The organism is Nocardia sp. NPDC005746 (genome assembly GCF_040630785.1).
Lineage (GTDB): Bacteria > Actinomycetota > Actinomycetes > Mycobacteriales > Mycobacteriaceae > Nocardia.
The window spans coordinates 129,515-141,094 of the sequence record NZ_JBEXYE010000011.1; the positions used below are offsets into that span (position 1 = coordinate 129,515).

Sequence of the window (11,580 nt, forward strand, 5' to 3'; positions counted from 1 at the left end):
TCTAAGGGAACTCTTTTCTGTCGGCCAGGGCGGCAGGGACTCAGGCAACCTGCGAGACAATACACGCGTTGAGCCTCGAAAAACGAACCGGTGGACGATCGATTACGTCACTCTAACGCCGGGATTCGTTCATCTGCCCCCGGCGGCTTCTTACGAGAGCGTGTCCTCCGACGGCCGGGGCCCCGCACTCGATCGGCGGCCGCCGGAGTCAGCCCGCGGTGATCGACAGATCGTCGAAGACCACTTCGCCCGCGGCGTCGGACTCGGCCAGATCCACGATGGCGTCGATGGACCACCCGTGATCGCCATTGGGGTCGTCGAGCACCTGGCGGACATCCCAGAATCCCGGCCGCTGCTCGACCCGGAACAGCTGCGGCCCCCGCGCGTTCGGACCGGTCCCGATGGTTTCGTACTCGTCGAAATAGGGCGCGAGTTCGGCCGCCCAGTCCAGGTCGTCGCCCATGTCGTCGAGCGCGTCCCAGTGTCGCAGCGCTGCCAGATCCACCCGCCGGAACATGGCGTTGCGCACCAGGACCCGGAACGCCCGCTCATTGGCGGTGATCGGCCGCACGGACTCCGCGCCGAAGGCCACCTGCTGCTCGTCGGACTCCGCGCCGGGATTGGTGAGCTGCTCCCATTCGTCGAGCAGGCTGGAGTCGACCTGCCGGATCAGCTCGCCCAGCCATTCGGTGATGTCGTCGAGTTCCTCGGTGCGGGCCTGCTCGGGCACGGTCCGCCGCAGCGCCCGGTAGGCGTCGGCCAGATACCGCAGCACCACGCCCTCGGAGCGGGCCAGCTCGTAGCCCGACACCAGTTCGGCGAAGGTCATGGACCGCTCGACCATCTCACGCACCACGGCCTTGGGGGAGGGCTCGAACTCCGACACCCAGGGATGCCCGGCCTTGTAGGTCTCGAACGCGGGCTCGATGAGTTCGGCGGCCAGGGGCTTGGGCCAGGTGACCTCTTCGAGGAGCTCCATGCGCTCCTCGTATTCGATCCCGTCGGCCTTCATCTCCGCGACCGCCGCGCCGCGGGCCTTGTGCTGCTGAGCCATCAGCAGCTGGCGCGGATCCTCGAGGGTGGACTCGATGAGCGAGATCACGTCGAGGGTGTAGGTCGGCGACTCCTTGTCCAGGAGCTCCAGCGCGGCCAGCGCGAACGGCGAGAGCGGCTGATCGAGCGCGAAGTCGCGCTGCAGATCCACCATCAGCCGGGCGTGGCGGCCGTCCGCGTCGGGTTCGTCGAGCTGTTGCACCACGCCCGCGTCGCGCAGCGCCCGGTACAGCCGGATCGCCTTGAGGATGTGCCTGCGCTGCGCCGCGCGCGGCTCGTGGTTCTCCTCCAGCAGATGCCGCATGGCGTAGAAGCAGTTGCCCTTGCGCGCAATCACATTCAGCAGCATCGAGTTGGTCACGTTGAACCGCGACACCATGGGTTCGGGCGAGGCCGCCACCAGCCGGTCGAAGGTCTCCTCCGACCAGGACACGAAACCCTCGGGCGGCTTCTTCTTCTGGACCTTCTTGAGCTTCTTGGGGTCGTCGCCCGCCTTGGCGATCAGGCGCGCGTTCTCCACCTCGTGCTCGGGGGCCTGCACCACGACGGTGCCCATGGTGTCGTACCCCGCGCGCCCTGCGCGGCCAGCGATCTGGTGGAACTCGCGGGCATTGAGCCGCCGCGTGCGCACGCCGTCGTACTTGGTGAGCCCGGTCAGCATGACCGTGCGGATCGGGACATTGATGCCGACGCCGAGGGTGTCGGTGCCGCACACCACCTTCAGCAGCCCGTCCTGCGCCAGCTTCTCGACCAGGCGGCGGTACTTGGGCAGCATGCCCGCGTGGTGCACGCCCACGCCGTGGCGGATGAACCGCGACAGCGTCTTGCCGAAGCCGGTGGCGAAACGGAATTCGCCGATGGCCGCGGCGATCGCCTCCTTCTCCGCCTTGGAGGACATGTTCACGCTCATCAGCGCCTGCGCCCGCTCCATGGCCGCGGCCTGGGTGAAGTGCACGACGTACACCGGCGCGAGGCTGGTGGTCACCAGATCCTCGAGCGTCTCGGTGATGGGGGTTCGCACGTACGAGAAGCTCAGCGGCACCGGCCGTTCCGAACCGGAGACGATGGCGGTCTCGCGGCCGGTGCGCCGGGTCAGGTCCTCGGCGAAGAAGTCGACCTCGCCCAGGGTGGCCGACATGAGCAGGAACTGGGCCTTGGGCAGCTCGATCAGCGGCACCTGCCACGCCCAGCCGCGATCGGGATCGGCGTAGTAGTGGAACTCGTCCATGATGATCTGGCCGACATCGGCCGCCGCGCCCTCGCGCAGCGCCAGATTGGCCAGGATCTCCGCGGTCGCGCAGATGATGGGCGCGTCCGGGTTCACCGCCGCGTCGCCGGTCACCATGCCGACCCGGTCGGCGCCGAACACCTCGCACAGCGCGAAGAACTTCTCGCTCACCAGCGCCTTGATCGGCGCGGTGTAGTAGCTGCGCTCGCCCTTGTTGAGCGCGGCGAAGTGCGCGCCGATCGCGACCAGCGACTTACCCGACCCGGTCGGGGTGTTGAGGATGACGTTGGACCCGGTCACCAGCTCCAGCAGCGCCTCTTCCTGGGCCGGGTAGAGGTTCAGGCCCTCCGAGCCCGCCCAGTCGGCGAAGGTCTCGTACAACCAGTCCGGGTCCACGTCGGAGACGGCACGGTCGGGAACCAATTCGGACAGCTGCACGCCGACAGACGTTACCGGTCGGCGCCGGGTAATCCCGCAACGACCACTACCGCAGCGGCGGGTTCTCCGGTCCGTCGCCGTCGGCGAACCCGGCCTGCTCGGCCAGGAAGCGCTCGAACTCCGCGCCCAGCTCGTCGCCGGTGGGCAGATCGTTCTCGCTGGCCAGCAGGCTGGACTGGCGTTCCTGGGCGGTGACGAAGCTGTCGTACTGGCGCTCGAGCGCGGCGACCACGGTCTCCACCTCGGAATTGCCCGCGATCTGCTCGTTGACCTGTTCGCGCACCCGCGCGGCGGCGTCGGTGAGCGCGGCCAGCGGCAGTTCCAGGCCCGCGTTCTCGGCCACGTTCTCCAGAAGCGTCTGCGCGGCCTCCGGGTAGGCGGTCTGGGTCAGGTAGTGCGGCACGTGCACCGAGAAGCCGACCGACTCGTGTCCGTGCTGGGCCATCCGGAACTCCAGCAGCGAGGACGCGCTGCCGGGCACCTGCAGCTCACCGGGCCAGCGCTGATGCTCGCCGACCAGGTCGGAGTCCGAGGCGTGCGCGGTGACGCCGAGCGGGCGGGTATGCGGGATGGCCATGGGGATCGCGCTCAGGCCGATGGTCCGGCGCACGCCCAGCTGTTCGGCCAGCAGGCGCACGGCGGTGACGAACCGCTCCCAGCGCAGATCCGGTTCCAGCCCGGCCAGCAGCAGGAACGGCGTGCCCGCGGTGTCCTTGAGGGCCCACAGGCTCAGTTCCGGCTCGGAGTAGTCGGAGAAGTGATCGGTCTTGAAGGTCATGAGCGGACGCCGCGACCGGTAGTCGAGCAGCTCGTCCATATCGAACGAGGCGACCAGTTCGTGCTCGAGGCTGTCCTTGAGATGCGAGGTGGCGAGGCGTACCGCGTGTCCGGCGTCGGTGAAACCCTCGAGGCCGTGCACCAGCACCGGGCCCGAGCCGTCGGCAGAGGACAGTTGCGGAGCCGGGAATTCCAGCTCGTACATTCGCGACTCGTAGTCCATCGCGTACTCCTTCCTGCGTGGCCCACTTTCGCGACCAACCCCATTGTCCCTCATGCCCATGACAGGCGCGCAGCACCCGCACTCGCTGTGCAACAAGCCGAACCCGAACCCGCATTCCCGCCGTCCCGGCGCGCGGCGTGGCATTCGGTGTGAACAGCCGATTTTCGGCATAGTGGGCGGAGTGACCGAGCCCTTCGCACCCTCCGTAAGCAGCACCCTCAGGACCGCGCGGATGGTGGGGATCGTCACGCTGGGCACGGTGCTGGCGGCCTGCGGGACCACGGTCACCGGGCATCCGACCGCCGTGCGCAATCCGGCGCCGGTCGCCACCGTCGACCAGACGCTCACCGCGATGCTGCCCGATCCGTCGAAATTCCCGTCGCGCTACACCGCGGTCGTGCTGTCGCCGGAGACCGCGGCACAGGCCGCTGACGACCTCGAGGGGTATCTGCCGGGTGCGCAGGTGGATCCGAGTATCTGCGCGCCGATCGCGCCGAAGACCGGTCCGGCCGTGTCGGTCGGGACCGACGACCACGGCCAGGCGACGCTCACGGTGGTGCTGACCCGCCCGGGCAAGCCGCTGTCGACGCTGCGGGATCAGGTGCAGCAGTGCGGGACCGTGAAGGTCGGGCATGCCGGGGTGACGTCGGTGGTGACCACGCAGCTCGATCCGCCGCCGCCGGTCATCGCCGACGACTCCCTGGCCCTGCGCCGGACGGTCGGACCGGAGAATCGGCCGGGCGGCCCGGAGAACCGCGACGGCCTCACCCGCAGCATGCAGACGCTGATCGGTCAGGTCGGCGAGGTGCGGGTCGCTGTGACGTACATGACTTCCGGGTCCACCTCCGATACCGAGGCGCTCGACACCCTGTTCACCGCGGCCGTCCGCAAGGTGCGCAAGGGCTGAGCGTCCCCGGGGCCCGGGAAGCCGCGGGAAAGGGAGCCGACCCTGCCTGCTCGGCTCCCGGACCCCATCAGCAGGCGGGAAGCGGCTGGTTCGAACCCGAGTTGGAACCGGTGCCGCCCGAGCCGGTGCCCGAGCCGCTGTCGCCGGAGCCGGTGGCCGAGCCGCTGCCGCCGGAACCGGTGCCCGCCGAACCACCCGACGAGCCCGGGATCAGCGAGGAGATCGGCGGGCAGGTTCCGCCCTTGCCGACGATGTAGACGGTCTGCGAGGTGCTCAGCCCCTGGCGGATACCCACGGTGTAGGTGCCGTCATTGGTCGGGTGCCAGGCCAGGTTCGCGGCCGCGCCGGCGCCGTAGGAGACGGGGGTGAGGGTGCCGATGACCGCGCCGTTGACCAGGAAGTCGACCGGGGTCAGCTGGTCGGCGCCGGTCAGCGAGGCTTGGATGACGCAACCGTCGGCGACACTGCACGGCTTGTCGCTGGTGAGGCCCGCGACATTGACGCCCGCGATGGCGGCGCCCGCCGGTGCGGCGAGCATCGAACCGGCCACCACGGCGAGCGCGACGGCCGCCGTCGCACCGGCGGCGGGCCGTCGCAGATCTGGGTAGAGCTGTTTACTCACGGAGAATCCTTTCGGCGCGTTGAAGGGGTCGCGCCGGGCGGACTGTAACAGTGGCGGACTGTGAAAGTTCACGAAATCGCCACTGCTGCAACATCATTCGATTTTCGCATAACAGGGAAGCGGTTACTCGCCGGTACGGTAGCGGGTGACGAGCTCCGCTCCCAGGCGCGCCAGTTCCACACGCACCGATTCCGGCTCCACCACCTCCACGGCCGCGCCCCAGCCCGCCAGCTGCTGGGCGATCATGAGCGCCGTCGGCGCGGTGACCGTGGCGCGGACCCGCCCGTCGCCGGTGGGGCCGCCCAGAACGCAGTGCCGCCCTTGCTGTTTGCGCAGCACCGGGGCCAGCTCGGCGGTGATCAGCACCGTCGCCGCGAGTGAGGAACGCTGCCGTTCGACCTCCTCGACCACCTCCGACCAGGCTGTCGACAGGTTGAAATCCTCCGGCCGGGAGGCGATCTCGCCGGTCGGCTCGGCACTCGCGATCCGGTCCACGCGGAAGGTTCGCTGCCCGTGCTCGGTTCCGGCGACCAGGTACCAGATGCCGTCCTTGTCGACCAGGCCCCACGGATCGACCAGCCGTTCGGTCCGCTGTCCGGCGCGGTCGTAGCGCAGCCGGATTCGGCTGCGGCGCACCACCGCCCGCTGCAGCTCGTCCACCAGCGCCGGTGGCCGGTCGTCGGGTTCGCCCCAGCCGGCCGGGTCCACCACGATCGCGCCCGCCGCCGCCTCCGCGGTGTCGCGGAAGGTGGGCGGCAAGGCGCGCAACAGCTTCCGCAGCGCGGACTTGGTGGCCGGGCCGGCCGTGGCGACCGGGCCCAGCAGTAGGAACAACGCCTGGGCCTCGGGGCCGGTGAGGCCGCTCAGGTCCGTGCGCGCGCCGCCGACCAGCGCCCAGCCGCCGCCGCGTCCGGGCTGCGGGTAGACCGGGATGCCGGCCGTCGACAGGGCTTCCAGGTCCCGGCGCGCGGTCGCCACCGACACCTCGAGCTCGGCCGCCACCTCGGCCGCGGTCACCCGGCCCCGGGTCTGCAGGAACAGCAGGGTCGCCACCAATCGATCCGCGCGCATGGCTGGAATTCTGCCCGGAAAAGTGCTCATTCGGTGAGCACTTTGTGCGCGACGATGGTGTGGTAACCAGCTGAACCGACCGAGGAGAACCGCCATGCTGCGTGGAATGGCCACCGTCAACTACTTCGCCGACGATCTCGAGGCGGCCAAGGACTGGTACAGCGAACTGCTCGGCGTGCAGCCGTATTTCGCCGTGCCGGGCGGGTACTACGAGTTCCGAGTCGGTGACTACCAGGCCGAATTGGGCATCATCGCGGGCAGGTTCGCGCCCTCGCGCCCGGATGTCCCGGGTGGTCAGATCGTGAACTGGCACGTCGATGATGTCGCGGCCACCTTCCGGCGGCTGCTCGACATGGGGGCGACCGTGCACGAGCCGATCATCGAGCGCGGCGAGGGCACCGGCTTCGTGACGGCCTCGGTGGTGGACCCGTTCGGCAATGTCCTGGGGATCATGTCCAATCCGCACTACCTGGCGATCCTGGCCGAGTCCCGGCCCGCCTAGGCGTCTTTCGGTGCACACGGTCTCCTTCCGGCGCTGCCGCGGGGCAGTGCCAGGCGGACACTAGCAGCGGAAACGTGGCCGGGCGGGCAAAATGAAATGATTGCATTTCAGGTTTGCGTCCCGAGGGCTCGGTGCGGGCGTCCGGGCACGGCGGCCGCGCGGGCGGGCGGACGATAACAACGGGCACCGACACAGTCCGCGCTGCGGCTCCCGGGCCACGCCGAGTACTCCACGACGCGCGATCGGGGCGATGAATCATCCACAGCCCCAGCGAAACCCGAGGTCGCCGATCGGGGGCGGGTGGTGGCCGGGCGCACGCTCGACGGCATGAACGCACCCATCGAGCCCACGCCGCCCGTCGAGCCCGCCCTGCCCGTCGAACCGACTCCGCCCGCCGAGTCCGCGCCGCGCCCGGCATCCGGGCTGTCCGATCGCCCGGACACCGCGACCGACCCGCCGTTCGAGGATCCAGGGGAGTGCGGGCTGCGGCTGCGCGAGCCCGGTGACCTGATCGCGGCCGTCCCCGCGATGCTCGGCTTCATGCCCGCGCGGTCCTTGGTGGTAACCGTGCTGCGGGCGGACCCGGAATCGCCGGAGGCCGCGGCGGTCGAGGTGGTGACCCGCATGGATCTCGACGATCGGGGCCGATCCGCGATCGGACTGCTGGTCGAGCGGGTCGCGGGAATCTGTGTGCGGCACCGGGCCGTCGCGGCGCTGGCCCTCGTGATCGACGACCGCGCGACCGAACCCACCGGGCGGGACGCGGGGGTGCGGGCGCGCAAACACGGTGATCTCGTCGCCGCCCTGGAACATCGGCTCGACGCGGCCGCGGTGCCGCTGGCCGGAGCGTGGGCGGTGCAGGCCATCGGGCCGGAACTGCCCTGGTGGACGCTGTCGGGACCGTGGTCGCGCGGGCTCCAGCACGATCCGGCGACCTCGATGGTGACCCTGCGCCACGTCCTCGACGGCCGCCCGGTGCGCCGGTCCCGCCGGGAGTTGACCGACCTGCTCGCGGTCGACCCCGGGGCGCGGGACGCGACAGCCGCCGCCCTCGAGATCGCGGCCGCCGCCGCGGCCCGGCGGCTGGCCGGGCTGGTGCAGCACGGTGATCCGCGGGTGCGACTGCGGCTCGAATTGTGCCGGGTGCTGGGCTATCTCGAACGGGTCGAGGCCGGGGTCCGGCTCACGCCGGTCGAGCTGGCGGATCTGGCCGTGGCACTCCGGGATCCGGCGCTGCGCGACATCATGTTCGGGTTGGCCCCGGGCTCGCACGCCGACGGCGCGGAAGCGTTGTGGACCCAGCTGGCCCGGGCGCTGCCCGATCCGGATCGCGCCGAAGCGGCAGCGCTGCTGGGCTATTGCGCGTACACGCGGGGTGACGGCCCCTTGGCCGGTGTGGCGCTGGATGCCGCGCTGACCGCGGATCCGCAGCACCGCATGGCGAACCTGCTGGAACTGGGCTTGCAGACCGGCATGCCGCCCGAGCGTTTGCGGCGGCTCGCGGACTCCGGCCGCGAGACCGCCGCCGATCTGGGCGTGCGCCTCGGGCCGGAGCCGCGGTGATCACACCGCGGACCCCGGACCGGTTCGGAAGGGCTCAGCGGGCGCTGTGCGCGCGGTCGCCGAGGGAGCGCAGGAATTCCCAGGCGTCGGAGACGATCTCGTCGAGATCGGTGTGCTCGGGCGTCCAGCCGAGTTCGGCGATGGCCTTGGCGCTGGAGGCGATCAGCACGGCCGGGTCACCCGCGCGGCGCGGGGCGTCGACCACGTTGATCGGCAGCCCGGTCACCCGCGCGCAGGCCGAGATGACCTCGCGCACCGAGAAACCGGTGCCGCTGCCCAGATTGAAGATGCGATGCGCACCCGGCTGCGACTGCTCGAGCGCCTTCAGATGCGCCTGCGCCAGATCGCGGATGTGGATGTAGTCGCGCACCGCGGTGCCGTCCGGCGTCGGGTAGTCGGTGCCGAACACCGAGATCGACTCACGATGACCCAGCGCGGTCTGCAATACGAGGGGGATGAGATGGGTTTCCACCACACGGTTCTCGCCGAGCCCGGCGTACGCGCCGGCCACGTTGAAGTAGCGCAGGCTGGTCGCGGCCAGGCCGTGCGCGGCCGCGTACGAGGTGATCGCGTAGTCGATGGACAGCTTCGACGCGCCGTAGGGATTCGTCGGCGCCTTGGGGGCGTCCTCGACGATCGGCACCTGCTCCGGTTCGCCGTACACCGCTGCGGTGGAGGAGAACACCAGCTTCGGCGTGCCCGCCGCCCGCATGGCCTCGAGCAGGGCCAGGGTCTTGACCACATTGCCGTGCCAGTACTTCTCCGGCGCCACCACCGATTCGCCGACCAGCGACTGGGCCGCGAAATGCAGCACCCCGTCGAAGGATTCGGCGGCGATCAGTTCGGTGCCGACGGTGGCGATATCGCCCTCGACGAACTTCGCCCCGGCCGGGACGCCGTCGGCGTTGCCGGTGGACAGATCATCGACGACCACGACCTCGTGGCCGTCCTCGAGCAGAACCTGCGCGCACACGCCACCCACGTAGCCGGCGCCGCCAGTAACCAGAAGCTTCACGGATCAGACCAACTTCACCTGGACGGCGTGCGCCATCTCGTCGGACAGTTCGAATCCCTCGTGCCCGGGCACCGAGATGACCACCGCGCCCGGCTTGTTCTCGACGGTGACGCGGGCGTCCGGCACCACACCGGCCTGGCGGAGCTGGTTGATGGTCTCCGGGTCGGTCTGGATGTGCTCCGACAGCCTGCGCACCACCACGGCTTGGGCCTGCCCGGCGGGCAGGTCGCTGAGCCGGACCAGCTTCTCCTCGGACCCGGCGGCGGGGTCGATGCCCAGTTCGTCCAGGCCCGGGATCGGATTGCCGTAGGGGGAGGTGGTGGGGTGGTTGAGCACCTCGACCAGGCGGCGCTCGACCTCCTCGCTCATCACGTGCTCCCAGCGGCAGGCCTCGGCGTGCACGTTCTCCCACTCGAGACCGATGATGTCGACCAGCAGCCGCTCGGCCAGCCGGTGCTTGCGCATCACGGCGACCGCCATGGCGCGGCCCTTCTCGGTCAGTTCGAGGTGGCGATCACCGGCGACATTCAGCAGACCGTCGCGCTCCATCCGCGCGACCGTCTGGCTCACCGTCGGGCCGCTCTGCTCGAGGCGTTCGGCGATGCGCGCACGCAGCGGCGTGACGCCCTCCTCCTCGAGGTCGTAGATGGTACGGAGGTACATCTCCGTGGTGTCGACCAGATCCTTCACCTGTTAAACCCCTTCGTCGGCACGAATTCTACCCATGCACGGCGGCTGCACCGGGCGACAGCTTATTTCGCGAACGCACGGTCAACAGCCAGGACGGGCAGCGTGTTCCCAGCAGGTTTGCTCGGTGGCAGCCTGCCATCCCGGTACGACAGCCCGGCGGGCACCGCGGTGTGCCAAGCCTACGAACCGGCGCGACGCATTAGCGTGGCAGGTATGCCTGGCCGAGCTGGTGGTGAACCGAACCTCGCAGTGGATGGAACGGTCGTATGGACCGATCGATTCCTCGACTACACCTGGACCCCCGAGCACCCCATGCGCCCGGTGCGCCTGCAGTTCACCATGGCGCTGGCCGAGGGACTCGGCCTGCTCGACGGCGTGGAGCAACTCACACCGGACGCCGCGGGTGAATCGGAGCTCCTGCGCGTGCACACCCACGACTACATCGAGGCCGTCAAGCACGCGCGGCAACCGCTGGGCTCGGTGCCCACCGCCCCGCCCTACGGACTCGGCTCGGCCGACAACCCGATCTTCCCGCACATGCACGAGGCGGCGTCGGTGATCGTGGGCGGCACACTGGCCGCCGCGCAGGCGATCGCGGCCGGGCACACCCGCCGGGCGGTGAGCATCGGTGGTGGTATGCATCACGCCATGCCGGCCTCGGCAGCGGGGTTCTGTGTGTACAACGATGTAGCGGTGGCGATTTCGTGGTTGCTCGACAACGGTTTCGACCGCATCGCCTATCTCGATGTGGACGTGCACCACGGTGACGGGGTGCAGCGGGTGTTCTACGGGGACCCGCGGGTGCTGACGGTGTCCATCCACCAGCACCCGGCGACCCTGTGGCCCAATACCGGCTGGCCGGAGGAGACCGGCATGGGCGCGGCCGAGGGCACCGCCATCAATCTGCCGATCATGCCCGGCACCCGGGATTCGCTGTGGCTGCGCGGATTCCACGCGGTGGTGCCCGGCGCGCTGGCGGCGTTCCGGCCGCAGATCGTGATCAGCCAGTGCGGTGTCGACACTCACCGTGAGGATCCCCTGGCCGATCTGGAACTCAGCATCGACGGTCAGCGCGCCGCCTTCCTGGCCATGCGCGAACTCGCCGACCGGTACGCCGAGGGCCGCTGGCTGGCGGTGGGCGGCGGCGGGTACGGCCTGATCCGGGTGGTGCCGCGGGCCTGGACCCATCTGCTGGCCACCGCCTTGGATCGCACCATCGACCCCACCACCGCGACGCCGCCCGAATGGCGTGAGCTGGTCGGCCGATACGCGCCCACGGTGGCGGTGCCCGAGACCATGGGCGACGGGGCCGACACCGCGTTCGCGCGCTGGGACGGCCCCGGCGGCGGCCGCGACACCGGCGACGAGCGCGTGGACCGCGCCCGCCGGGCCCTGGACACATCCGTATTGGCAACGCGCCGGGCGAGTTTCGGCCTGCTCGGCCTGGATCCGGAGGATCCCCGTGACTGACCCCTCCCACTCCGCCGACCC

Annotated in this window: 10 protein-coding genes; 4 read left to right on the forward strand and 6 right to left on the reverse strand. The window is 70.1% G+C overall.

Annotated elements, in window-relative coordinates; all coding sequences use genetic code 11:
- Positions 1 to 208: 208 nt before the first annotated feature.
- Positions 209 to 2,719, reverse strand: coding sequence for a DUF3516 domain-containing protein (locus ABZ412_RS21810; RefSeq protein ID WP_357283000.1), 2,511 nt, complete (start codon positions 2,717 to 2,719; stop codon positions 209 to 211).
- A gap of 46 nt (positions 2,720 to 2,765) precedes the next feature.
- Entirely contained in the window at positions 2,766 to 3,719 is a 954-nt protein-coding gene (locus tag ABZ412_RS21815) for a PAC2 family protein (protein WP_357283001.1), read from the reverse strand.
- Between the two features lie 232 nt (positions 3,720 to 3,951).
- Here ABZ412_RS21815 and ABZ412_RS21820 point away from each other — a divergent pair, with 232 nt between their 5' ends.
- A complete protein-coding gene (locus tag ABZ412_RS21820; RefSeq protein WP_357283002.1) occupies positions 3,952 to 4,626 on the forward strand; it encodes a sensor domain-containing protein in 675 nt (224 codons plus the stop codon).
- Between the two features lie 67 nt (positions 4,627 to 4,693).
- Here the strand turns inward: ABZ412_RS21820 and ABZ412_RS21825 are convergent, their stop codons facing one another.
- Both ABZ412_RS21825 and ABZ412_RS21830 read right to left on the reverse strand, forming a co-directional pair.
- Positions 4,694 to 5,248 carry a hypothetical protein gene (locus ABZ412_RS21825; protein ID WP_357283003.1) on the reverse strand — a complete coding sequence of 185 codons (555 nt, stop codon included), beginning with the start codon at positions 5,246 to 5,248 and terminating at the stop codon, positions 4,694 to 4,696.
- A gap of 123 nt (positions 5,249 to 5,371) precedes the next feature.
- The gene (locus tag ABZ412_RS21830; RefSeq protein ID WP_357283004.1) at positions 5,372 to 6,319 is read right to left on the reverse strand and encodes a YafY family protein; all 948 of its coding nucleotides are present in this window, start codon (positions 6,317 to 6,319) and stop codon (positions 5,372 to 5,374) included.
- 94 nt (positions 6,320 to 6,413) lie between these two features.
- Here ABZ412_RS21830 and ABZ412_RS21835 point away from each other — a divergent pair, with 94 nt between their 5' ends.
- Together ABZ412_RS21835 and ABZ412_RS21840 are read left to right on the forward strand one after the other, a co-directional pair.
- Positions 6,414 to 6,821, forward strand: coding sequence for a VOC family protein (locus ABZ412_RS21835; RefSeq protein WP_357283005.1), 408 nt, complete (start codon positions 6,414 to 6,416; stop codon positions 6,819 to 6,821).
- A gap of 327 nt (positions 6,822 to 7,148) precedes the next feature.
- Positions 7,149 to 8,384: a DUF4192 domain-containing protein gene (locus ABZ412_RS21840; protein ID WP_357283006.1), complete on the forward strand. Its 1,236-nt coding sequence runs from the start codon at positions 7,149 to 7,151 to the stop codon at positions 8,382 to 8,384.
- Between the two features lie 34 nt (positions 8,385 to 8,418).
- Here the strand turns inward: ABZ412_RS21840 and galE are convergent, their stop codons facing one another.
- Complete coding sequence (gene galE, locus ABZ412_RS21845) at positions 8,419 to 9,399, reverse strand: UDP-glucose 4-epimerase GalE (protein WP_357283007.1); 981 nt, start codon at positions 9,397 to 9,399, stop codon at positions 8,419 to 8,421.
- Between the two features lie 3 nt (positions 9,400 to 9,402).
- Positions 9,403 to 10,089 carry an iron dependent repressor, metal binding and dimerization domain protein gene (locus ABZ412_RS21850; protein WP_357093423.1) on the reverse strand — a complete coding sequence of 229 codons (687 nt, stop codon included), beginning with the start codon at positions 10,087 to 10,089 and terminating at the stop codon, positions 9,403 to 9,405.
- A gap of 213 nt (positions 10,090 to 10,302) precedes the next feature.
- On the opposite strand from ABZ412_RS21850, the gene ABZ412_RS21855 reads away from it, so the two are divergent.
- Positions 10,303 to 11,559 (forward strand): acetoin utilization protein AcuC, encoded by a 1,257-nt coding sequence (locus tag ABZ412_RS21855; protein WP_357283008.1) that lies wholly within the window; start codon positions 10,303 to 10,305, stop codon positions 11,557 to 11,559.
- Positions 11,560 to 11,580: the final 21 nt, after the last annotated feature.